Raw genomic sequence first — 21,853 nt, 5'->3', positions numbered from 1 at the left:
AGCCTGGAGGGCTCCCGGCCCACACCGGTTTTCGCGTTCGGGCGCCCGCTCCGCACCCTCCGGCCGGCCGCACGGAAAGACGGCCGTCCGGACAGACGGTCGTCCCGACAGACGGAAGGGCCCGCTGCGCGGGTGCGCTGCGGGCCCTGCGTCGCGCCGGACCGCTGCCGGGGGCTACTCGCCCCGGCGCAGGCTCGGCTTCAGGTCCTTGAAGCGGGCCAGGAGGCCGTTGACGAACGAAGGCGACTCGTCCGTGGAGAACTCCTTGGCCAGCTGCACGGCCTCGTCAATGGCCACGGCATCCGGGGTGTCGTCCACCCAGATCAGCTCGTACGCACCGAGGCGCAGGATGTTCCGGTCGGCGACCGGCATGCGGTCGAGCTCCCAGTCCACGGCGTAGGTGACGATCAGGTCGTCGATGCGCTTCACCTTGTCGGCGTAGCCCTCGACGAGATCCATCGTGAAGGCGTTGACCGGCGGCTGCCGGTCGTCCGACCGCGCGTGGCGGACCCAGTCCGCGAGGACCTCGCGCACGGGCACGCCGCGCTGGTCGGCCTCGAAGAGGATCTGGAAGGCGCGCTTGCGCGCGTTGCTGCGGGCAGCCACGGTTAGCTGCTCACCCGGCCGAGGTAGTCGCTGGTGCGGGTGTCGACCTTGACCTTCTCGCCGGTGGTGACGAACAGCGGGACCTGGATCTCGTGTCCGGTCTCCAGGGTGGCCGGCTTGGTGCCACCGGTGGAGCGGTCGCCCTGGACGCCCGGGTCGGTGTGCTGGATGGTCAGCTCGACGGCGGCCGGGAGCTCGACGTAGAGCACCGAGCCCTCGTGCTGGGCCACGGAGGCGGTGAAGCCCTCGATGAGGAAGTTGGCGGCGTCGCCGACGGCCTTGCGGTCGACGTGCAGCTGGTCGTAGGTCTGCATGTCCATGAAGACGAAGTAGTCGCCGTCCATGTACGAGAACTGCATGTCGCGGCGGTCGATGGTGGCCGTCTCGACCTTCACGCCCGCGTTGAAGGTCTTGTCGACGACCTTGCCGGACAGCACGTTCTTGAGCTTGGTGCGCACGAAGGCCGGGCCCTTGCCGGGCTTGACGTGCTGGAACTCGACGACGGACCAGAGCTGGTCACCGTCGAGCTTGAGCACCATGCCGTTCTTGAGGTCGTTCGTGGAAGCCACGGTTGCGGAATCTCCTGCACTGGAAGACCAGGGGTGCGCGCCCAGCCCGGCACGCCGGACTACAGTGCGAGCAGCTCCTTGGTCGTAATGGTGAGTAGCTCGGGACCGCCGTCCGCCTCGGGGCGCACGACGAGCGTGTCATCGATCCGGACCCCGCCCCGGCCCGGGAGGTGGACCCCCGGTTCGACGGTGACCGGCACGCAAGCGTCCAGTTTACCCATTGCCGTAGGTGCAAGCTGCGGGTCCTCGTCGATTTCGAGGCCGACACCGTGGCCGGTCGACGGAGCGAGGGCCTCGCCGTGGCCCGCCGAGTCGAGGACGGAGCGGGCTGCGCGGTCCACGTCACGGTAGGCGGCGCCCGGCAGGAGGGCCTCCCGGCCGGCCCGCTGGGCGGCGAAGACGAGGTCGTACAGCTCGATCTGCCAGTCGGCCGGGCTGGTGCCGATCACGAAGGTCCGGCCGATCTCACACCGGTAGCCGCGGTAGTTCGCGCCGAGGCACACGGAGAGGAAGTCGCCCTCCTCCACGCGCCGGTCTGACGGCCGGTGCCGGGAACGCCCCGAGTGGGGGCCGGTGCCGACGGAGGTCGGGAAGGCGGGGCCGTCGGCCCCGTGGTCGACGAGCCGGCGCTCCAGCTCCAGGGCGAGGTGGCGCTCGGTGCGGCCGACGAGGATCGACTCCAGCAGCTCGCCGAGCGCCTGGTCGGCGATTTCCGCGGCGATCCGCAGGCAGGCGATCTCCTCCTCGTCCTTGACCAGCCGCTGCTGTTCCACGGCGCTGCCCAGGTCGGCGAGCCTCAACCGGGGCGCCACGGAGCCCAGGGCCCGGTACCGGGCGACGGTGAGGTGGTGCTCCTCGACCGCGAGGGACTCGGTCCGCGCCGATCCGGCCAGGTCGGCGGCGGCGACCGCGGCGTCGGCGCCCGGGCTGGGCAGCACGCTGACGGCGAGCCGGTCGTCGAGGCGGCCCTCGTCGACGTCCCCGGTCGGCGGCCCGACCGTGAACAGGGTGTCTTCTGCCCCCGGTCCCACGAGCAGGACGGCGCCGCGCGGGGATCCCCCGGCGAGGTAGCGGACGTTCGCCGGACGCGTGATCAGTGCGGCGGCGTTCCCGGCGGCGGCACAGCGGTCGCGAAGCAGGCCACGGCGGGCCGCGTACACGTCTGACATGTCTTCGAGACTACGAGCGCCGGGCTCATCCGGCCCGGTGGGCACCTCCGTACGGGGCCCACCGCCGTGCGGGCCCGCCTCCGTTCCTGCCCCACCGCCCCGTACGCGGCCCACCGCCGTACGGGGTCGCGGCGTGGGGCTAGAAGGCGGATGCGGTGATCGCGCGGGCCAGGGCCTCGTCGAGGGCCCGGGCGGTGCCCTCCACGTCCAGGTCCGAGTTGTCGATGATCGGCAGGCCGGAGCCGTACCAGCCGGCCATCCGGCCGTGGATCCGGGCGACCTCTTCGTCCGAGAGGCGGCGGTTGCCGGAGCGCTGGGCGTTGCGCTCCAGGACGATCTCCAGGCCGGGCAGCAGCACCACCGGCAGCAGCGTCGGACCGACGTGGCGCTTCCAGCCGCCGAGGCCCACGACGGGGCGGTCGGGGAAGACGGCGTCGTCGAGGATGCAGGAGATCCCGTTGGCGAGGAAGTTGCGGGCGGCGAAGCCGCAGGTGCGGCGGGCGAGCCGGTACTGGGCCTCGGACTGGTCGTTCCAGCCGGCCTGGGGGTCGGCGAAGCCCGAGCAGACCCACTCACGGACGTCGTCCAGGCTGACGTGCGCGGTCGGCACGGGCCGGGAGCCCGCCCAGTGCCGGGCGACCGTGGTCTTGCCGGCCCCCGCCGGACCGATGAGCAGGACGGCCAGCACGGCCGTGCCGGTGCCGCCGGGGCCGGTCCCGGGGCCGGCTGCGGGCCCGGGAACGGCCGCGACGGGAGGCAGCGGGATGTGCCCGGTGGCCTCCGGCCCGGGCGGGGGCAGGTGCGACGGCACCTGCGGATGCGCGGGCGGCGGCGGGGGCCAGCCCTGCCCCGGCGGTATCGGCGGCTGCGGGGGCACCGCCGGCTGGTGTCCCGGCGGGCCCCAGCCACCGCTGCCGGCCGCCCCCACTCCCTGGTGCATCCGCTGCCACTCCGTCTCGTTCCACCGGCTGATGCGAGAACGTTATATGACTGCGGGGGCGGTGCCGCCCACCAGCACCGTCAGACCTCGACTTCGTCCGCCAGGGCGCGCAGCGCCAGCCGGTACGAGCCGATCCCGAAGCCCGCCACGGTCCCCGTCGCCACCGCGGCGATGACGGACGTGTGCCGGAACTCCTCCCGGGCGTACGGGTTCGAGATGTGCACTTCGATCAGCGGGGCGGTGCGCTGGGCCGCCGCGTCCCGCATCGCGTACGAATAGTGCGTGAACGCGCCGGGGTTGATGACCACGGGGATCTTCCCGTCGGCCGCCTCGTGGAGCCATCGGACGATCTCGCCCTCGTCGTTGGTCTCGCGGACCTCGACGTCGAAGCCGAGCTCGGCACCCAGCTCCCGGCAGGTCTCCACGAGCCCGGCGTACGAGGTGGCCCCGTACACATCGGGTTCGCGGGAGCCGAGCCGGCCGAGGTTGGGTCCGTTCAGCACCAGCACCCTGCGGCTCATGCGGACACCTCGCCGTACGCGGCGATCAGGTGCGCCGGGTCGGGTCCCTCCAGCACGGTCGGCTTGGCCAGGGCGTCGAGGACGATGAAGCGCAGCAGGTTGCCGCGGGACTTCTTGTCGACCTGCATGGTCTGGAGCAGCTTGGGCCACTGGTCGCCCCGGTAGGTCAGCGGCAGGCCGACGGAGGCGAGGATCTGCTTGTGCCGGTCGGCGGTGGCGTCGTCGAGGCGGCCCGCGAGCCGGCCGAGTTCGGCGGCGAAGACCATGCCGACCGAGACGGCCGCGCCGTGCCGCCACTTGTAGCGCTCGTTCTTCTCGATGGCGTGCGCGAGGGTGTGGCCGTAGTTGAGGATCTCCCGCAGGCCCGATTCCTTCAGGTCGCTGGAGACGACGTCCGCCTTGACCTGGATGGAGCGGACGATGAGTTCCGCGGTGTGCGGACCGTCCGGCGTACGGGCGGCGGCCGGGTCGGCCTCGATCAGGTCGAGGATGACGGGGTCGGCGATGAAACCGGCCTTGATGATCTCGGCGAGGCCGCTGACGTAGTCGTTGACCGGCAGCGACTCCAGCGCCGCGAGGTCGCACAGCACGCCGGCGGGCGGGTGGAAGGCACCCACCAGGTTCTTGCCCTCGGCCGTGTTGATGCCGGTCTTGCCGCCGACGGCCGCGTCGACCATCGCCAGGACGGTGGTCGGCACGGCGATCCAACGCACCCCGCGCAGCCAGGTGGCCGCGACGAAGCCCGCCAGGTCGGTGGTGGCTCCACCGCCGACGCCGACGACCACGTCGGTGCGGGTGAAACCGGACTGGCCGAGCGCCTTCCAGCAGTACGCGGCGACCTCGGCGGTCTTCGCCTCCTCGGCGTTCGGCACCTGGATGGCGACCGCCTCGTAGCCCTGTTCGGCGAGGTCGTCACGCAGGGCCTCGCCGGTCGATGCCAGCGCCTCGGGGTGGATCACGGCCACCCGCTGGGCCTGGGTGCCGATGAGGCCGCCGAGCTCACCGAGCAGCTGCCGGCCGACCAGCACGTCGTACGCGTCGTGTCCGGCGCTCGCGCCGACGTGGATCCGCGTCACCTGGTCTGTCATACGTCCTTCAACTCCAGTGCGTCGAGGACCGCCTGGGCGACCTCATCGGGGGTGCGGTCGTCGGTGGGTACCTCGACGCGCGCGACTTCGGTGTACAGGGGGCGGCGGGCCTCCATCAGCTCGCGCCACTGGCGGCGCGGGTTGACGGCGAGCAGGGGGCGGGCGGCGCCCAGGCCGACGCGCCGGACGGCCTCCTCGACGTCCATCGACAGGTACGCGACGGGGAGGCCGGCCAGCAGCTCGCGGGTGCCCGCGTCGAGGACGGCGCCGCCGCCGAGGGCGAGGACTCCGCTGTGCTCGGCGACGGCCGCGGCGACCGCCTGACGTTCCAGCTCACGGAAGTACGGCTCGCCCTCGTCGACGAAGATGTCCGAGATCGGGCGGCCCTGGGCCGCGACGATGTCGGCGTCCGTGTCCCGGTAGGGGACGCCGAGCCGCCGGGCCAGCAGCTCCCCCACCGTGGACTTGCCGGACCCCATGGGGCCGACGAGGACGACCAGGGGGCTGCCGGTCACCGGATGTGCAGGTTGTCGAGGTACGACTGCACGTTGCGGCGGGTCTCGGCCACCGAGTCACCGCCGAACTTCTCCACCACGGCGTCGGCGAGGACCAGCGCCACCATCGCCTCGGCGACGATGCCGGCCGCGGGGACGGCGCACACGTCGGAGCGCTGGTGGTGGGCGGCCGCAGCCTCGCCGGTGGCGACGTCGACGGTGGCCAGGGCGCGCGGAACGGTCGCGATGGGCTTCATCGCGGCGCGGACGCGCAGCAGTTCGCCGGTGGTGAGGCCGCCCTCGGTGCCGCCGGAGCGGCCGGAGGTGCGCTTGATGCCCTCGGGAGTGGCGACGATCTCGTCGTGGGCCTTGGAGCCGGGGACGCGGGCCAGTTCGAAGCCGTCACCGACCTCGACGCCCTTGATCGCCTGGATGCCCATCAGCGCCGCCGCGAGGCGGGCGTCCAGGCGGCGGTCCCAGTGCACGTGCGAGCCGAGCCCGACCGGGACGCCGTAGGCGAGGACCTCGACGACGCCGCCGAGGGTGTCGCCGTCCTTGTGGGCCTGGTCGATCTCCGCGACCATCGCCTTCGACGCGTCCTCGTCCAGGCAGCGCACCGGGTCGGCGTCGAGCTTCTCGACGTCCGCCGGGGTCGGGTACACGCCGTACGGGGCCTTCGCGGAGGCGAGTTCGACCACGTGCGAGACGATCTCGATGCCGGCCGCCTCCTTCAGGAAGGAGCGGGCGACGGCACCGAGGGCGACACGGGCGGCGGTCTCACGGGCGCTGGCGCGCTCCAGGATGGGCCGGGCCTCCTCGAAGCCGTACTTCTGCATGCCGGCCAGGTCGGCGTGGCCCGGGCGCGGCCGGGTCAGGGGGGCGTTGCGGCCGGTCTCCTTCAGCTCCGAGGGGTCCACGGGGTCGGCCGACATGACCTTCTCCCACTTCGGCCACTCGGTGTTCCCGACCATCACCGCGACCGGCGAGCCCAGCGACAGTCCGTGCCGGACACCACCGAGGAACGTCACCTCGTCCCGCTCGAACTTCATCCGCGCACCGCGCCCGTACCCGAGCCGGCGCCGCGCCAGGTGGTCGGCCACCAGCTCCGTGGTCACCGGAACGCCGGCGGGAAGCCCCTCCAGCGTCGCCACCAGCGCCGGACCGTGCGATTCCCCAGCGGTCAGCCAACGCAACCTGCTCAACGATGCTCCTCATGCTCGCGCCTGGTACAGCGGCGGCGCGGCCCTGGGGGCACCTCCCAGCGGTTGCTGGGCGGCGCGCGGCCGGGACCCGCCATACCCGATCCTCCCACGTCCGGGCCGGTGCGCCGGTCCCGGTCCAGCTGGCGGAACGGCGGCGCACCCGTCCCACCCTGGCCGGTGCCGCTGTGCCCGGGCAAGATCGGCCGGTGCAGTGCATCAGGTGTGGCGGCGGCGGTGCCTGACCGGTGCGGTGCCGATCAGTGGTGACGGTCGCGCAGGGCGGCCTCGCCCGCGGCGCGCATCGCGGCCAGCGGCCCGCTGGTGCGGCCGGTCATCTGCTCGACCTGGAGGACCGCCTGGTGGACCAGGAGGTCGAGGCCGCCGAGGAGCCGGCCGCCGCGCTCCGACCAGGCGGCCGCGAGGGCGGTCGGCCAGGGCTCGTAGAGCACGTCGAAGAGGGTGCCGGGGGCATCCGGGACGGCGCCGACCAGCTTGTCGGTGGCGCCGGCCGGGGTGGTGGCGATCACCAGGGGCGCGTTGAGGGCCTCGGCGGCGTGCGACCACTCCTCGGTGCGGACGGGGACGCCGAGCCGCTCTCCCCACTGGAGCATCTCGTCGGCGCGGAGCCGCGAGCGGACGTAGGCGGTGACCTCGCCGGTGCAGATCCGGGCGAGGGCGGCCAGGGCGGAGGAGGCGGTGGCGCCGGCGCCGAGGATCGCGGCGCTCTCGACCTCGTCGACGCCGCGCTCGTGGAGGGCGGCGACGATCCCGGGGATGTCGGTGTTGTCGCCGAGGCGGCGGCCGTCCTCGGTGAGGACGACGGTGTTGACCGCCTCGACGGCGGCGGCGGTGTCGCTGATGCCGTCGAGCAGCGGGATGATCGCCCGCTTGAGCGGCATGGTCAGGGACAGTCCGGCCCACTCGGGGCCGAGGCCGGAGACGAACCCGGGGAGCGCGGCCTCGTCGATCTCGAAGCGGTCGTACGACCAGTCGTCGAGGCCGAGCTCCTGGTACGCGGCGCGGTGCAACACCGGTGAGAGGGAGTGCTCGATCGGTGAACCCAGCACCGCTGCCCGTATGCGTGACATCTGTTTCTGCCTACCCGCCGTTCTGCTGCTGCTTCTTCTGCTGCTGACGCGCGTTGAACTCGTCGACCAGTTTTGTGTGCTCGGCGAAGGTCTTGGTGAAGGTCGTCGTGTTTCCGTCGACCGACACGAAGAACATCCAGCCGCCCTTGTCGGGGTCGAGTGCGGCGTTGAGGGCTTCGCTGCCCGGGTTGCTGATCGGTCCCGGGGTGAGGCCCTTGTAGAGGTAGGTGTTGTAGGGGTTGTCGAGCCTGCGCGTCTCCTCGCGGGACACGTTGATGTTGCTCGTGCCCTTGAGGTAGTTGATCGTCGAGTCGAATTCGAGCTTCTGGTTCGTGACGTCGTTGGTCTTCTTCAGGCGGTTGTAGATGACCTCGGACATCTTGCGGTAGTCGTCGTGCTTGTTGCCCTCGACCTGCACCAGGCTCGCGACCGTGACCAGCTGCAGCGGGGTGTCCAGGCCGAGGGACTTCGCCTTGGCCTCGAAGCCGAGGTTCGCGTACTGGTCGCTGGCGTTCCGGACCATCTGCTTGAGCAGGGTCTCGGGGGTCGTTTCCTTGGTGACGTCGTAGCGCGCGGGGTAGAGGAACCCTTCCAGCGGATCCTTGATCTTCGGGTTGTCGGCGGCCCAGGCGGGCAGGCCGAGGTTCTTGGCGTCGCGCTTGGCGATCTCCTCGGTGGTGCCCGCGGGTTTGCCGAGCTTCTTGTCGATCATCTGGTACACCTCGACGGCGCGTTTGCCCTCGGGAAGGACGAGGACGTTGAGCTTCGAGGGGTCGATCATCACCTTGACGGCGGCCGCCGCCGACATCTTCTTCTTCAGCGTGTAGACGCCGGGCTGGATGGAAGTGCCCTGCTTGTTCGCCGTGGCGGCGGCGACGAACGCCTCCGCGCTGGCGACGACGCCGTGCTCCTTGAGGATGCTGCCCATCTGGAGGAGCCCGGCACCGTTGGGGATCTGCACCTCGACGGACTCGGAGGTGCCCTCGCCCGTGTAGTCCTCGGCCGCCCCGAACCTCGCCTTGAGGTAGCTGTAGCCGTAGTAGCCGCCACCACCGAGGATGCCGACGATCACGAGGGAGGCGACCAGGCAGGCGGCCCCGCTCCGCTTCGGCTTGTCCTTGCCCTTGCCCTTCGAACGGCCCGCACGGCGCCCGCCGCGGCCGCCGTCGGCCGCCGAGGCGGTCTCCTCGTCCTCGTCTTCCTCGTCGTCTTCCGGTTCCGTTTCCGGGTCCGGAGCCGGGCGGCGCCGGCCCGGGGGCTCCGGCGGCGGGTAGGACTCCTCGGTCCCGTACAGGTCGGGGGCCTCGCCCGGGTAGCCGCCGACGGGCTGCTGGGCGTACGGTTCCGCGCCCGCGTACGGGTCGGCCGCGTACGCCTCGGCCCCCTGGGGGGCGGCGTACGCGTCGGGGGCCTGCGGGTCGGCGACCGCGTAGTGGGCCTGGCCGGTGTCCCAGGCCTGGCCGCCGCCGTACGTCTGCTGCTGCGGGTGGACCTGCTGCGGGGCGTGCGGGTGCACCTGCTGGTGCGCCTGCTGGGGAGCGTAGCCCTGCATCTGGTCCGGGTACTGGCCCTGCTGGGCGTACTGCTGCTGGTACTGCGGCTCCTGCGGGTACTGCTGCTGCGGGCCACCGCCATAGGACATCTGGCCCTGCTGGGCCTCGTGCCCGTTCCACCCGGGGTCGCCGTACAGCGGGTCCCCCGGGTGCCACGGTTCGGAGCCAGGGCCCCGGCCATATTCAGTCATCGATCCCCTAGAGCCGCGAGACGGAGTGCTCGTGACTCGCGCCGTCACGGCACCCGGTTCCGCCTCTGAAGTGGTGGGCGACGACTGTTCGAATGTCGCCGCGTCTCGCGGAACGTTACCGTACCGCGATCAGACAACCACTTCGACGCACTCGCCAGGCGGATTACCCGATACCCGTTCGGTCTCAAGAGCGTTCTGGAGGATCACCACAGCGGCCGCCTGGTCGATCACCGACCGCCCCTTCTTGGCATTGCGGCCGGAGGCCCGCAGCCCCTGGGCGGCGGTGACCGTGGTCATCCGCTCGTCCACCAGACGGACCGTCACCGGCTTGATGCCCTTGGCGAGTTCGGCGGCGAAGGCGCGTACCTTGGCCGCGGCCGGCCCCTCCCGCCCGCTGAGCGAGCGGGGCAGACCGACCACGACCTCCAGGGGTTCGTACTCCGCGACGAGCTGCCGCAGCCGCCGGTGGGCGAAGGGGACGTCCCGGCCCGGAACGGTTTCCACCGGTGTGGCGAGCACCCCGTCGGGGTCGCAGGTGGCGACCCCGATACGGGCGTCCCCGACGTCGATGGCGAGGCGGCGGCCGCGGCGCAGTGTCATGGTCAGACCGTCTCCACGACCAGGCGCTCGACCGCGGCGATGGCGTCCGGGACGGCGGCCGGGTTCTGGCCGCCGCCCTGGGCCACGTCCGGCTTGCCGCCACCGCCGCCACCGAGGGTCTTGGCGGCGGTGCGGACCAGGTCACCGGCCTTGAGACCGCGCTCGCGGGCGGCCTCGTTGGTGGCGATCACGGTCAGCGGGCGGTCGTTCGCCGTGGCGAACAGGGCCACGACGGCCGGGCGGTCGCCCTGGATGCGGCCACGGACGTCGAGGACCAGCTTGCGCAGGTCGTCGGCGCCGGTGCCGTCCGGCACCTGGCCCACCACGAGGGCGACGCCGCGGATGTCCTGGGCGTTCTCGGCGAGGCCGGCGGCGGCCTGGAGGACCTTCTCCGCGCGGAACTTCTCGATCTCCTTCTCGGCGTCCTTCAGCTTGCCGAGCATGGAGGCGATCTTCTCCGGCAGCTCCTCCGGGCGCCCCTTGACCAGCTCCTGGAGCTGGGCGACGACCGTGTGCTCCTTGGCGAGGAAGTTGTAGGCGTCCACGCCGACGAGGGCCTCGACACGGCGCACGCCGGAGCCGATCGAGGACTCGCCGAGCAGCTTCACCAGGCCCAGCTGGGCGGTGTTGCCGACGTGCGTGCCGCCGCACAGCTCCTTGGAGAAGTCGCCGATGGTGACGACGCGGACCCGCTCGCCGTACTTCTCGCCGAACTCGGCGATGGCGCCCTGCTTCTTCGCCTCGTCGATGCTCATGATCTCGGCGGTCACTTCGAGCTCGCGGGAGAGCACGTCGTTGATCTTCTGCTCGACGTCGGTGAGGACCGTGCCGGGGACGGCGTTCGGCGAGCCGAAGTCGAAGCGGAAGCGGCCGGGGCTGTTCTCGGAACCGGCCTGGGCGGCGGTCGGGCCGAGGGCGTCGCGCAGCGCCTGGTGGGTCAGGTGCGTGGCCGAGTGGGCGCGGGCGATGGCCCGACGGCGCTTGACGTCGATGGCGGCGTACGCGGAGGCGCCCACCGTCACCTCGCCGACCTGGACGGAGCCCTTGTGGACGGAGACGCCGGGGACCGGCTGCTGCACGTCGCGGACCTCGATGACGGCGCCGGTGTCGAGCTTGATCCGGCCCTGGTCGGCGAGCTGGCCGCCGCCCTCGGCGTAGAAGGGGGTGCGGTCGAGGACGACCTCGACCTCGTCGCCCTCGGAGGCCGCGGGCGAGGAGACGCCGTTGACGAGCAGGCCGACGACGACGGCCTCGCCCTGGTTGGTGGCGTAGCCGGTGAACTCGGTGCCGCCGGCGGTGTCGGCGATCTCGCGGTAGGCGGAGACGTCGGCGTGGCCCGTCTTCTTGGCCTTGGCGTCGGCCTTGGCGCGGTCGCGCTGCTCCTGCATCAGGCGGCGGAAGCCGGCCTCGTCCACCGTGAGGCCCTGCTCGGCGGCCATCTCCAGGGTGAGGTCGATCGGGAAGCCCCAGGTGTCGTGGAGCAGGAACGCCTTGTCGCCGGAGAGGACCGTGCCGCCGGCGGCCTTGGTCTCGGTCACGGCGGTGTCGAGGATGTTGGTCCCACCCTTCACCGCCTTGAGGAACGCGGCCTCCTCGGCGAGGGCCACGGTCTCGATGCGCCCCCGCTCGGTGATGAGCTCCGGGTACTGCTGGCCCATCGTGTCGATCACGACGTCGATGAGGTCCTTGACCACGGGGCCGGTGGCGCCCATGAGTCGCATGTTGCGGATGGCGCGGCGCATGATGCGGCGCAGCACGTAGCCGCGGCCCTCGTTGCCGGGGGTGACGCCGTCGCCGATGAGCATGGCGGAGGTGCGCATGTGGTCGGCGACCACGCGCATCGAGACGTCGGTGTCCTTGGCCTGGCCGTAGCGGACGCCGGTCAGCTCGGTGGCCTTGTCCATGACGACCTGCAGGGTGTCGGTCTCGTACATGTTCTGCACGCCCTGCAGGATCATCGCCAGGCGTTCGAGGCCGAGACCGGTGTCGATGTTCTTGGACGGCAGGTCACCGAGGATCGGGAAGTCCTCCTTGCCGTCGCCGGCACCCCGCTCGTACTGCATGAAGACGAGGTTCCAGATCTCCACGTACCGCTCGTCGTTGACGGCGGGGCCGCCCTCGACGCCGAACTCGGGGCCGCGGTCGTAGTTGATCTCGGAGCAGGGGCCGCAGGGGCCGGGCACGCCCATGGACCAGAAGTTGTCCTTCTTGCCCAGGCGCTGGATGCGCTCGCGCGGCACGCCGATGACGTTGGCCCAGATCTCCTCGGCCTCGTCGTCGTCCTTGTAGACGGTGATCCAGAGCTTCTCCGGCTCCAGGCCGTAGCCGCCCTTCTCCTGGGGCGTGGTGAGCAGCTCCCAGGCCAGCTTGATGGCGCCTTCCTTGAAGTAGTCGCCGAAGGAGAAGTTGCCGCACATCTGGAAGAACGTGCCGTGGCGGGTGGTCTTGCCGACCTCTTCGATGTCCGGGGTACGGACGCACTTCTGCACGCTGGTCGCCCGCGGGGCGGGCGGCTTGGTCTCACCGAGGAAGTACGGCTTGAACGGGACCATGCCCGCGTTGACCAGGAGCAGAGTCGGGTCGTCCGCGATGAGCGACGCCGAAGGGACGACGGTGTGACCGCGCTCCTCGAAGAAGCTCAGCCAGCGGCGGCGAATCTCAGCCGACTCCATCAGTGGTCCTCATTCCGGTTGATGTGGGGGAAGTTCGGTCGGTGGGTGGTCTTGCGGTGCGCGTCGTTCTGGATGGCCCGCACCCGCCGCGGCCCGGGGAGGGCGGTGACGTTGTCGGGCCGGTCGGGGTCCTGGTGCAACCCCAGTGCGTCATTCAGCTCGTCCTCGCGCTGGGACATTCCCGCCTTGACGTCGAGGGCGAACTCCTTGAGGCGGTGGCCCGCCTCCACTGCTTTGTCTGCGGCCTGGGCGGCGAGGCTCTCCGGCGTCAGCTTCTTGAGCTGGCGGTGGACCTTGTTGGTGGCCCACACGCCGGCGGCTGCGCCGGCGGTGAACCAGAAGGCTCGGCGGAACATCGGCGTGGGTCAGCCCTTCTGCTTCCGGCGCCGGGCCGCCGGCACCGTACGCCCAACGATCACGGTACGTCGCTCCGCGGCGGGCGGGGCACCCTCCCGGTCCCGGCCCAGGGCCTTGCGGACCCCGTAGCCGAAGGCCGCGACCTTGACCAGCGGGCCGCCGAAGGTGGAGGCCACGGTGGACGACAGCGCGGACGCGTTGGAGGTGACCTCCTGGACGTCACTGGCGATGGCGTCGACCCGGTCGAGCTGCGTGCGCGCGGAGCGGACGGTCGTGGAGGCGTCCGCCAGCAGTGGGACGGCCTGCTCGGTCACCTCGGCCACCAGCCTGGTGGTCGCCTTGAGCACCTGGGCCAGCCTCGCCAGCGCCACGGCCAGGAAGGAGACCAGAATTGCCCAGAAGACGGCCACGAGGATCCCGGCCACCTCTCCACCGGACACGTTTGCACCGCTCTCTGCATGTTGATCGCTACGTAGAAAAGTCGTTCTCCGACCCTATCGCGCCGGAGATACGCAGCCGTACCGGAAATCCCGACCCACGGGCCCGCAGGACTCCGGAAACAATCTTGCCCGGGCGCCGACCGGCTCCGTCGGGCGGGGTGGGTCATGCGCCGGACCCGGAAAGCAGGAAGCCCGCCGGCTCCCCCGAGGGGGAACCGGCGGGCTGACCAGCCTGTGAGGCTACGCGCGCCGGATCAGCGGGCGTAGTACTCGACGACGAGCTGCTCGTCGCAGATGACCGGGATCTCCTTGCGGTTCGGGTCGCGGTCCAGGCGGAAGGCCAGGGCCTTCAGGTTGACCTGCAGGTAGCGCGGGGTCTCGCCCTCGCCTGCGTAGCCACCCTCACGGGCGATCTGGAACGGAACCTTCTCGCGGCTGCGCTCGCGGACGGTGATGACGTCGTCCGGGCGGACGCGGAACGACGGCTTGTCGACCTTGGCGCCGTTGACCTCGATGTGGCCGTGGACGACCATCTGGCGGGCCTGGTAGATGGTGCGGGCGATGCCCGAACGCAGGACCAGGGCGTCGAGACGACGCTCGAGCTCGACGACCAGCGCCTCGCCCGTCTTGCCCTCGGCCTTCTTGGCACGGTCGTACGCGCGGGCCATCTGGCGCTCGGAGATGTCGTACTGGGCGCGCAGACGCTGCTTCTCGAGCAGACGGACCTTGTAGTCCGAGTTCTGCTTGCGGCCACGGCCGTGCTCGCCCGGCGGGTAGGGGCGGGCCTCGAAGTACTTGACGGCCTTCGGCGTCAGGGCGATGCCGAGAGCGCGCGACTTCTTGACCTTGGGTCGCTTCTGGTTCACGGGGAACCTACCTCCATGTAAGTTAGGTGAGGCTTACCTTATCGAGGAGGACGTAATGTCTCGACCGCATGGGATCCCCCTGCCCAGTGCGCATCGGAGTTCGGATTCCAACGAAACGAAATCCGCTTTCGACGACGATAAGCAAGGTCAGCCGCGTCCCAGGGAAGGCGTTCGGCAGCTCACCGGAGCCGAACGCGTACGAACCCTCGTAGAGTCCAACGCCTCAGTATCCCTCACGCTGCCCGGTGCTCGTGACCAGGGAGAGTGGTGGACGGGGATGCCGGCCGCTGCGACCGTCACCCCGGACGGGGACGTGATCCTCCTGGTATCAGGGGATTCCACGGCTGCCAGGGCAGCCGCGCACGCCCAGGACGACGACCTCACCGCCGTGATCGAGATCACGGATGTGGCGCCGGTGTCCGTGCCCCATCGTATCCGAGGCCGCGCGTGGCTCGCCGGGTGGCTGACCCAGGTCCCCGAGGAGGACCGGGCCGCCTGCGCCGCGCTGCTCGCCGAGCGCCACCCGGTGGGCGAGCTGCTGCGCCTGCACGGCCGCCCGCACTGGGTGCTGCTCCGGCTGGAGGTCGGCGACGTCTCGGTGGACGACCTCTGGGGCGCCGAGCGCGTGGACCCCGACGACCTCGCCGCGGCCGAGCCCGACCCCGTCGCCGCCCACGAGACGGAGCTCCTCCAGCACCTCGCCGCCGCCCACCGCGACCGGATCGGCGACCTCGGCTCCCTCCTGGGACCGCGGGAGAGCGCGGGCCTGACCGCCGTCCCGCTCGCCCTGGACCGGCTGGGCCTGCGCGTCCGCTTCACCTGCCCCCGCTCGGCGTCCTCCTTCGACGCCCGCTTCGACTTCCCCACCCCGGTCAGCGACGTCCGCGGGCTGCGCCGCGCCATGCAGAACCTCTTCGCCGCGGCCGGCGGCTAGGAGCCGCGCAGGCGTTCGCGGACCTTCTCCACCACGTCCGCGTACCGCGCCTCCGCGCCGTAGCGCGTCGGCTCGTAGTACCGCTTGCCGTGCACCACGTCCGGGGCGTACTGCTGCGCCGCGATGGCGCCCGGTACGTCGTGCGGGTACACGTAGCCCACCGCGTGCCCGAGCTTCGCCGCGCCCTTGTAGTGCCCGTCCCGCAGGTGCGCCGGAACGGCCCCCGCCAGGCCCGCCCGGACGTCCGCGAGCGCCGCTCCGATCGCGGTCGTCGCGGTGTTCGACTTCGGGGCCAGCGCCAGCGCGATCGTCACGTGCGACAGGGTCAGCGCCGCCTCCGGGAAGCCGATCATCGCCACCGCCTGCGCCGCGGCCACCGCGAGCGGCAGGGCCGTCGGATCCGCCAGGCCGATGTCCTCGCTCGCCGAGATCATCAGCCGCCGGGCGATGAACCGCGGGTCCTCCCCCGCCTCGATCATCCGGGCCAGGTAGTGCAGGGCCGCGTCCACGTCGGAGCCGCGGATCGACTTGATCAGCGCGCTCGCCACGTCGTAGTGCTGGTCGCCGTCCCGGTCGTAGGCCACGGCCGCCCGGTCGACCGTCTCCTCCACCGTCTTCAGACTGATCTCGTCCTCGCCCTTGGCCATCGCCGCCCCGGCGGCGGCCTCCAGCGCCGTCAGGGCCCGCCGGGCGTCCCCACCCGCGATCCGCAGCAGGTGCGCCTCGGCGTCCGCCGGCAGGGACACGGACCCGCGCAGCCCCCGCTCCTCGGTCAGGGCCCGGCGCATCAGCGCGCTGAGGTCCTCGTCGGTCAGCGGCTCCAGCGTCAGCAGCAGCGAACGCGACAGCAGCGGGGAGATGACCGAGAAGTACGGGTTCTCGGTGGTCGCCGCGATCAGCGTCACCCAGCGGTTCTCGACGGCCGGGAGCAGCGAGTCCTGCTGGGCCTTGCTGAAGCGGTGGATCTCGTCGAGGAAGAGGACGGTCTCCTTGCCGTACCCGCCGGCCGCGCGCCGGGCGCCCTCGATGACCGCCCGCACCTCCTTGACGCCCGCCGTGATGGCGGACAGCTCCACGAAACGCTTCTGCGTCGCCTGGCTCACCACGTACGCGAGGGTGGTCTTCCCGATGCCGGGCGGCCCCCAGAGGATCACCGACGACGGCCCGGCGGGACCGCCCGCGCCCTCCCCGACCAACCGCCGCAGCGGCGAGCCGGGCTTCAGCAGGTGCTGCTGGCCGACGACCTCGTCCAGGTTGCGCGGGCGCATCCGGACGGCGAGCGGAGAGCTCGCCGGGTCCTTCTCCTGGCGCTCTTCGGCTGCGGCGGTGAACAGATCTGGTTCCACACGGGAAGCCTAAGCGCTCCCACTGACGGACCGGGCGGGCTCAGGAGGTCCAGAAGTCCCACCAGCGGGTCAGGACCAGCATGCCGATGATCCCGACGTGCAGGACCGGCAGCACCCAGGTGAACTCGTCCAGGAAGCCGCGCAGCCAGCCCGGCGCGGGCAGCATCCCCTCGCGCACGTTGTGCGCGGTGACGTACCAGAACATGAAGATCGTGGCGACCCAGGCCAGGCAGCACCACAGGCACAGGGCGCCGATGCTGTACAGCGACTGGTACGTCAGCCAGGCGCAGAAGACGACGCCGAAGAGGCAGCCCGCGTTGAACGTGAGCCAGTACCAGGGGCGGAAGCGGGCACCGGCGAGCACGCTCGCCCCGACGCATATCACGATGCCGTAGGCGACGAGCCCGAGCATCGGGTTCGGGAAGCCGAACACCGCCGCCTGCTCGCTCTTCATGATGTTGCCGCAGGAGACGACGGGATTGAGGCTGCAGCCCGGCGTGAAGTTCGGGTCTTCCAGCAGCTTGAACTTGTCGAGCGTGATCACCCAGGCCGCGAGCAGCCCGGCCGCGCCGGTGATCACCAGCAGCCAGGCCAGCGCCCGGCTCGCGCCGACGGTGCGCACGGTCTTGTCGCCTGTAGTCGTCATGCGGTGCATTCTGCCGCACGGACCTGTGGCCCGGACGGGGAGTAACCACGCACGGCCACCGGTCGTTGTGCGGTTGAGTGTTCCCCGCGCGCGGGGATGATCCCAGGTTCACGTCTTCGAATCCGGGCGTCTCAACCTGCTCCCCGCCATCGCGGGGGTGGGGCCGGGCAGCACACGCTGTCCGGCCCCTTTTCGTCACGCGAGCTTCGCGCGCACGCTCTCGACCAGCGCGTCCAGCGCCACGGCCGTCTGCTCGCCGGACTCCATGTCCTTGAGCTGGACGACCCCCTCGACCAGGTCCCGCTCGCCGGCGATGATCGCCAGGCGCGCGCCCGAACGGTTCGCGCCCTTCATCGCTGCCTTCAGGCCCTTTCCGCCGTACGAGAGGTCGGCGGCGATGCCGACCGCGCGCAGCTGCGTGATCACGCCGAACAGCAGGCGCTTCGCCTCCTCACCCAGCGGCACTGCGAAGACCTCCGTAGCCGGCGGGATGTCCAGCTCGACGCCCTCGACCTCCAGCGCCAGGACCGTGCGGTCCACGCCGAGCGCCCAGCCCACCGAGGGCAGCGCGGGGCCGCCGATCATCTCGGACAGGCCGTCGTAGCGGCCGCCGCCACCGACCGCGGACTGGGAGCCCAGACCGTCGTGGACGAACTCGAAGGTGGTGCGGGTGTAGTAGTCCAGGCCGCGGACCAGCTTCGGGTCGTCCTCGAAGGCCACGCCCGCCGCGGTGATCAGCGTGCGCACCTCCTCGTGGTACGCCTTGCAGCCGTCGCAGAGGTAGTCGCGCAGCAGCGGCGCGTCGGCCAACTGCTTCTGGACGTCGGCCCGCTTGTCGTCGAGCACTCGCAGCGGGTTGATCTCGGCGCGGCGCAGGGTCTCCTCGTCCAGGTCGAGCCCGCGCAGGAAGGCCTGGAGCGCCTCGCGGTAGACCGGACGGCACTCCTGGTCGCCGAGCGAGTTCAGCAGGATGCGGAAGTTGCGCAGGCCCAGCGAGCGGTACGCCTGGTCGGCCAGGATGATCAGCTCGGCGTCCAGGGCCGGGTCCTCGGTACCGATCGCCTCGGCGCCGACCTGCGAGAAGTGGCGGTAACGCCCCTTCTGCGGGCGCTCGTAGCGGTAGTACGAGCCGGAGTACCAGAGCTTGACCGGCAGGCCGCCGGCCTTGTGGAGGTTGGCCTCCAGTGCCGCGCGCAGGACGGATGCCGTGCCCTCGGGGCGCAGCGCCAGATTGGCACCGCCCTTCGTGGTCAGCGTAAACATTTCCTTCGTCACGATGTCGGTCGATTCGCCGACACCCCGCGCGAAAAGCTCGACATCCTCGAAGCCCGGCGTCTCGACGTACCCGTAGCCCGCCTTGCGCAGCGGCGCGGAGATGGCCTCGCGGACGGCCAGGTACTTCGCCGAGAACGGCGGGATCAGGTCGTACGTGCCCTTGGGGGCCTTGAAGGTGCTCACGAAAGTCTCGTCACATTCCTCGTCGTGGAGCGGCGGTCGGGTCCGCTCCCAGGCCGGCGGCGACCTCCCGCAGGTACGGGTTGGTCACACGCTCGCGGCCGATGGTGGTCTGGGGACCGTGGCCGGACAGCACCACGGTCGAGTCGTCGAGCGGCAGGCACACGCGGGCCAGCGACTCGAGCATCTCGGCGTGGGAGCCGCCGGGCAGGTCGGTGCGTCCGATGGAGCCGGCGAAGAGCAGGTCGCCCGAGAAGAACACCGAGGGGATGTCGGCCCGCTCGGGCATCCGGAAGGTCACCGACCCCTTGGTATGGCCGGGCGCGTGCGCCACCGTGAAGTCGAGGCCCGCCAGCTCCAGCCCGGCGCCGTCGGTGAGCTCGCGGACGTCGTCCGGCTCGCCGATGGTGAGCTCGCCCATGAGCGGCATGCCGATGGAGCGGCCGAGGGCCTTCTCCGGGTCGCTCATCATGTAGCGGTCCTCGGGGTGGATCCAGGCGGGAACGTCGTGCGCTCCGCACACCGGGACCACCGAGGCCACATGGTCGATGTGGCCGTGGGTGAGGACGACCGCGACGGGCTTGAGCCGATGCTTCTTCAGCGTCTCCTCGACTCCCTGGGTGGCCTGGTGGCCCGGGTCGATGATCACGCACTCCTCGCCAGCGGCGGGGGCGACCACGTAGCAGTTGGTCCCCCAGGCCCCTGCGGGGAACCCGGCAATCAGCACGTTCGTCCTCATTCGTGTCCGGCGGGAGGGTCGGCAGCGGCCGTCGATCGCCAATGCTGCTGCTCAGAGCCTACCGGCGCGGCTCGTTCCACGGCGAACCCATATACGGTACGGCATAACCGAGCCCGGACAGCGGTACCAGACACGTACAAGGAGACGACCCGGTGGTCACGAGCGATCAGCGGCGGCGACAGCTCGCCAGGGAGAAGTTCGAGCGTCAGCAGCAGCGTCGGGCCGAGGCCCGGCGCAAGGGGCGGCAGCGGGCGGTGGTGATCGGCGCGGCGGTGGCCGTGGTGATCGCCGCGCTGGTGGGCCTGATCGTCGGCGGCGTCTTCGAGTCGGACAAGAAGGACGAGGCGGCGGACCCGGCCGCGAGCCCCTCGGCGGCGCCGACCCCGAAGCAGTCCCCGGCCCCGGCGATGGCGATCGACCAGAAGGCCAAGTACACCTTCGCGCTGAAGACGAGCGCCGGTGACATCAAGGTCGAGATGGACGCCGCCAAGACCCCGGAGACGGTCAACTCGTTCAAGGCGCTGGCGGACAAGGGCTTCTTCGACAACACCAAGTGCCACCGCCTGACCACTTCCGGGATCTACGTGCTGCAGTGCGGCGACCCGGAGGGCACCGGCATGGGCGGTCCCGGCTACACGATCGCGGACGAGAACCTCGACGCCCTGGGCAAGCCGAACGAGCAGGGTCAGGTGATCTACCCGGCGGGCACGGTGGCGATGGCCAACACCGGCCGCCCGCACACCGGCGGCAGCCAGTTCTTCCTGGTCTACAAGGACAGCCCGCTGGCGCCGTCCTACACGCCGTTCGGAAAGATCGACGCGGCCGGCCTGAAGGCCCTGGAGGAGGTCGCCAAGGCGGGTACGGCCGAGGGCGGCCAGGACGGTGCCCCGAAGACCGCGGTGGTCATCCAGAAGGGCACCGTCACCCAGAACTGACGGGCCGGGCGGCGCGCCCGGCCGGCCCCGCGCCCCCTGCGGCGATATTCCGTCGTGCGGGATGCGGACAGCCGGCCCGGCGGTCGCCTATGTTGGCGTTGTGCAGGGCGGGCGCTGCCCGCCCCAGGAAACTGTGGACGATGCCCGGGGGTGGACCCCCCCGCAGGCATCAGGTGGAGGAGGCGCTGTGAGCAGCGACCCGTGGGGCCGCGTCGACGAGACGGGCACCGTGTACGTGCGTACTGCCGAGGGGGAGAAGGTCGTCGGCTCGTGGCAGGCGGGCACCCCCGAGGAGGCCCTGGCCTACTTCGAGCGCAAGTACGAGGGCCTGGTGGTCGAGATCGGCCTCCTCGAGCGGCGGGTGCGGACCACCGATCTGTCCGCCAAGGACGCCCAGATCGCGGTCGACCACCTGCGTCAGCAGGTGGAGGAGCACCACGCAGTCGGTGACCTCGACGCGCTGCGCGTGCGGCTGGACAAGCTGATCGCGGACGTGGAGGCACGGCGCGAGGAGCGCAAGGCGCAGAAGGCCAAGCAGGCGGACGAGGCCAGGACGGCCAAGGAGAGCCTGGTGGCCGAGGCCGAGGACCTGGCGCAGAGCGACCAGTGGCGGGCCGCCGGCGAGCGGCTGCGGGCGCTGGTGGACACCTGGAAGGGTCTCCCCCGGCTGGACCGCAAGTCCGACGACGAGCTGTGGCACCGCTTCTCCCACGCCCGCTCGGCCTTCTCCAAGCGCCGCAAGGCCCACTTCGCTGCGCTGGACGCGCAGCGCGAGGACGCCCGCAAGGTCAAGGAGAAGCTGGTCGCCGAGGCCGAGTCGCTGTCCAAGTCGACGGACTGGGGTCCGACGGCCGCCCGCTACCGCGAGCTGATGGCGGATTGGAAGGCGGCGGGCCGGGCGCAGCGCGAGGCCGAGGACGACCTGTGGAACCGTTTCCGCGGTGCGCAGGACGTGTTCTTCGCCGCACGCAGCGAGGTGTTCGCGGAGCGCGACGCCGAGCAGGTGGAGAACCTGAAGCTGAAGGAGCAGCTCGCCGAGGAGGCCGAGAAGCTCGTCCCGGTGACGGACCTGAAGGCGGCTCGTGCCGCGTTCCGCTCGGTCAACGAGCGCTGGGAGGCCATCGGCCACGTGCCGCGGGACGCCCGCGCCCGGGTCGAGGGCCGGATGCACGCGGTGGAGCGGGCGATCCAGGAGGCCGAGGAGGGCGAGTGGCGCCGTACGAACCCGGAGGCGCGGGCCCGTGCGGCCGGTCTGACGGGTCAGCTGCAGGCGGCGGTCGACAAGCTGCGTGCCGAGATCGACGCGGCTCGTGCGGCGGGCAACAACGCCAAGGCGGACAAGCTGGCGCGTGAGCTGGAGGGCCGGCAGGCCCTGCTGGACCAGGCGCTGAAGGGCCTGGAGGAGTTCGGCGGCTGAGCCGGGCCCCGGACAGTACGAGGGC

22 protein-coding genes are annotated in these 21,853 nt (G+C 71.4%); 3 read left to right on the top strand and 19 right to left on the bottom strand.

The features are described from left to right. Positions 1-174: 174 nt before the first annotated feature. The 15 genes from nusB to rpsD all read right to left on the bottom strand — a co-directional run bounded on the left by nusB (position 175) and on the right by rpsD (position 14,356). Positions 175-606, bottom strand: coding sequence for a transcription antitermination factor NusB (gene nusB / locus ACFV7Q_RS32265; protein ID WP_361909137.1), 432 nt, complete (start codon positions 604-606; stop codon positions 175-177). 2 nt (positions 607-608) lie between these two features. Continuing rightward, positions 609-1,175 carry an elongation factor P gene (efp, locus tag ACFV7Q_RS32260; protein WP_179173288.1) on the bottom strand — a complete coding sequence of 189 codons (567 nt, stop codon included), beginning with the start codon at positions 1,173-1,175 and terminating at the stop codon, positions 609-611. A 59-nt stretch (positions 1,176-1,234) separates the two neighbouring features. Next, entirely contained in the window at positions 1,235-2,344 is a 1,110-nt protein-coding gene (locus tag ACFV7Q_RS32255; protein WP_385433942.1) for a M24 family metallopeptidase, read from the bottom strand. 139 nt (positions 2,345-2,483) lie between these two features. Then, positions 2,484-3,284 carry an AAA family ATPase gene (locus ACFV7Q_RS32250; protein WP_385433940.1) on the bottom strand — a complete coding sequence of 267 codons (801 nt, stop codon included), beginning with the start codon at positions 3,282-3,284 and terminating at the stop codon, positions 2,484-2,486. 80 nt (positions 3,285-3,364) lie between these two features. Further along, complete coding sequence (gene aroQ, locus ACFV7Q_RS32245; RefSeq protein ID WP_385433938.1) at positions 3,365-3,805, bottom strand: type II 3-dehydroquinate dehydratase; 441 nt, start codon at positions 3,803-3,805, stop codon at positions 3,365-3,367. Next, positions 3,802-4,893: a 3-dehydroquinate synthase gene (gene aroB / locus ACFV7Q_RS32240; protein ID WP_385433936.1), complete on the bottom strand. Its 1,092-nt coding sequence runs from the start codon at positions 4,891-4,893 to the stop codon at positions 3,802-3,804. Before aroB ends, aroQ begins: the two co-directional genes overlap by 4 nt. Continuing rightward, a complete protein-coding gene (locus ACFV7Q_RS32235; RefSeq protein WP_385433935.1) occupies positions 4,890-5,408 on the bottom strand; it encodes a shikimate kinase in 519 nt (172 codons plus the stop codon). The genes aroB and ACFV7Q_RS32235 overlap by 4 nt, the downstream gene beginning before the upstream one ends. Then, a complete protein-coding gene (aroC, locus tag ACFV7Q_RS32230) occupies positions 5,405-6,589 on the bottom strand; it encodes a chorismate synthase (protein WP_385433933.1) in 1,185 nt (394 codons plus the stop codon). Before aroC ends, ACFV7Q_RS32235 begins: the two co-directional genes overlap by 4 nt. Before the next feature lie 257 nt (positions 6,590-6,846). Beyond that, positions 6,847-7,677, bottom strand: coding sequence for a shikimate dehydrogenase (locus ACFV7Q_RS32225; protein ID WP_385433931.1), 831 nt, complete (start codon positions 7,675-7,677; stop codon positions 6,847-6,849). 10 nt (positions 7,678-7,687) lie between these two features. Next, positions 7,688-9,319: an endolytic transglycosylase MltG gene (mltG, locus tag ACFV7Q_RS32220; protein WP_385433928.1), complete on the bottom strand. Its 1,632-nt coding sequence runs from the start codon at positions 9,317-9,319 to the stop codon at positions 7,688-7,690. Between the two features lie 231 nt (positions 9,320-9,550). Continuing rightward, positions 9,551-10,021 (bottom strand): Holliday junction resolvase RuvX, encoded by a 471-nt coding sequence (ruvX, locus tag ACFV7Q_RS32215; protein WP_385433926.1) that lies wholly within the window; start codon positions 10,019-10,021, stop codon positions 9,551-9,553. Between the two features lie 2 nt (positions 10,022-10,023). After that, positions 10,024-12,693, bottom strand: coding sequence for an alanine--tRNA ligase (gene alaS, locus ACFV7Q_RS32210; RefSeq protein WP_385433924.1), 2,670 nt, complete (start codon positions 12,691-12,693; stop codon positions 10,024-10,026). Then, complete coding sequence (locus tag ACFV7Q_RS32205) at positions 12,693-13,049, bottom strand: DUF6167 family protein (RefSeq protein ID WP_385433922.1); 357 nt, start codon at positions 13,047-13,049, stop codon at positions 12,693-12,695. The genes alaS and ACFV7Q_RS32205 overlap by 1 nt, the downstream gene beginning before the upstream one ends. A 9-nt stretch (positions 13,050-13,058) precedes the next feature. After that, entirely contained in the window at positions 13,059-13,490 is a 432-nt protein-coding gene (locus tag ACFV7Q_RS32200; RefSeq protein ID WP_385433920.1) for a DUF948 domain-containing protein, read from the bottom strand. 254 nt (positions 13,491-13,744) lie between these two features. Beyond that, a complete protein-coding gene (gene rpsD, locus ACFV7Q_RS32195) occupies positions 13,745-14,356 on the bottom strand; it encodes a 30S ribosomal protein S4 (protein WP_114056761.1) in 612 nt (203 codons plus the stop codon). Between the two features lie 277 nt (positions 14,357-14,633). Between rpsD and ACFV7Q_RS32190 the strand changes: the two genes are divergently transcribed. Continuing rightward, positions 14,634-15,290 carry a DUF2470 domain-containing protein gene (locus tag ACFV7Q_RS32190; RefSeq protein ID WP_385433917.1) on the top strand — a complete coding sequence of 219 codons (657 nt, stop codon included), beginning with the start codon at positions 14,634-14,636 and terminating at the stop codon, positions 15,288-15,290. Here the strand turns inward: ACFV7Q_RS32190 and ACFV7Q_RS32185 are convergent. The 4 genes from ACFV7Q_RS32185 to ACFV7Q_RS32170 form a co-directional block, all read right to left on the bottom strand. Continuing rightward, entirely contained in the window at positions 15,287-16,636 is a 1,350-nt protein-coding gene (locus ACFV7Q_RS32185; protein WP_385433915.1) for a replication-associated recombination protein A, read from the bottom strand. The genes ACFV7Q_RS32190 and ACFV7Q_RS32185 overlap by 4 nt on opposite strands. Before the next feature lie 40 nt (positions 16,637-16,676). Next, complete coding sequence (locus ACFV7Q_RS32180) at positions 16,677-17,282, bottom strand: vitamin K epoxide reductase family protein (RefSeq protein WP_385433913.1); 606 nt, start codon at positions 17,280-17,282, stop codon at positions 16,677-16,679. A 195-nt stretch (positions 17,283-17,477) separates the two neighbouring features. Then, positions 17,478-18,740 carry a histidine--tRNA ligase gene (hisS, locus tag ACFV7Q_RS32175; RefSeq protein ID WP_179173272.1) on the bottom strand — a complete coding sequence of 421 codons (1,263 nt, stop codon included), beginning with the start codon at positions 18,738-18,740 and terminating at the stop codon, positions 17,478-17,480. Positions 18,741-18,750: 10 nt separating this feature from the next. Then, positions 18,751-19,464 carry an MBL fold metallo-hydrolase gene (locus tag ACFV7Q_RS32170; protein ID WP_385433910.1) on the bottom strand — a complete coding sequence of 238 codons (714 nt, stop codon included), beginning with the start codon at positions 19,462-19,464 and terminating at the stop codon, positions 18,751-18,753. 164 nt (positions 19,465-19,628) lie between these two features. On the opposite strand from ACFV7Q_RS32170, the gene ACFV7Q_RS32165 reads away from it, so the two are divergent. Both ACFV7Q_RS32165 and ACFV7Q_RS32160 read left to right on the top strand, forming a co-directional pair. Then, positions 19,629-20,411 carry a peptidylprolyl isomerase gene (locus ACFV7Q_RS32165; RefSeq protein WP_385433908.1) on the top strand — a complete coding sequence of 261 codons (783 nt, stop codon included), beginning with the start codon at positions 19,629-19,631 and terminating at the stop codon, positions 20,409-20,411. 187 nt (positions 20,412-20,598) lie between these two features. Next, positions 20,599-21,828, top strand: coding sequence for a DUF349 domain-containing protein (locus ACFV7Q_RS32160; protein ID WP_385433906.1), 1,230 nt, complete (start codon positions 20,599-20,601; stop codon positions 21,826-21,828). Positions 21,829-21,853 lie beyond the last annotated feature (25 nt).

It is taken from the genome of Streptomyces sp. NPDC059851 (assembly GCF_042732005.1).
GTDB lineage: Bacteria > Actinomycetota > Actinomycetes > Streptomycetales > Streptomycetaceae > Streptomyces.
This window is presented reverse-complemented; position numbering and strand designations above follow the sequence as displayed.

Excerpts from the sequence above, each read along its gene's own strand:
- ACFV7Q_RS32255 (WP_385433942.1), bottom strand. The coding sequence starts at position 2,344 with ATGTCAGACGTGTACGCGGCCCGCCGTGGCCTGCTTCGCGACCGCTGT.
- ACFV7Q_RS32250 (WP_385433940.1), bottom strand. The coding sequence starts at position 3,284 with ATGCACCAGGGAGTGGGGGCGGCCGGCAGCGGTGGCTGGGGCCCGCCG.
- aroQ (WP_385433938.1), bottom strand. The coding sequence starts at position 3,805 with ATGAGCCGCAGGGTGCTGGTGCTGAACGGACCCAACCTCGGCCGGCTC.
- aroB (WP_385433936.1), bottom strand. The coding sequence starts at position 4,893 with ATGACAGACCAGGTGACGCGGATCCACGTCGGCGCGAGCGCCGGACAC.
- ACFV7Q_RS32225 (WP_385433931.1), bottom strand. The coding sequence starts at position 7,677 with ATGTCACGCATACGGGCAGCGGTGCTGGGTTCACCGATCGAGCACTCC.
- mltG (WP_385433928.1), bottom strand. The coding sequence starts at position 9,319 with ATGTCCTATGGCGGTGGCCCGCAGCAGCAGTACCCGCAGGAGCCGCAG.
- ruvX (WP_385433926.1), bottom strand. The coding sequence starts at position 10,021 with ATGACACTGCGCCGCGGCCGCCGCCTCGCCATCGACGTCGGGGACGCC.
- alaS (WP_385433924.1), bottom strand. The coding sequence starts at position 12,693 with ATGGAGTCGGCTGAGATTCGCCGCCGCTGGCTGAGCTTCTTCGAGGAG.
- ACFV7Q_RS32205 (WP_385433922.1), bottom strand. The coding sequence starts at position 13,049 with ATGTTCCGCCGAGCCTTCTGGTTCACCGCCGGCGCAGCCGCCGGCGTG.
- ACFV7Q_RS32190 (WP_385433917.1), top strand. The coding sequence starts at position 14,634 with ATGCCGGCCGCTGCGACCGTCACCCCGGACGGGGACGTGATCCTCCTG.
- ACFV7Q_RS32180 (WP_385433913.1), bottom strand. The coding sequence starts at position 17,282 with ATGACGACTACAGGCGACAAGACCGTGCGCACCGTCGGCGCGAGCCGG.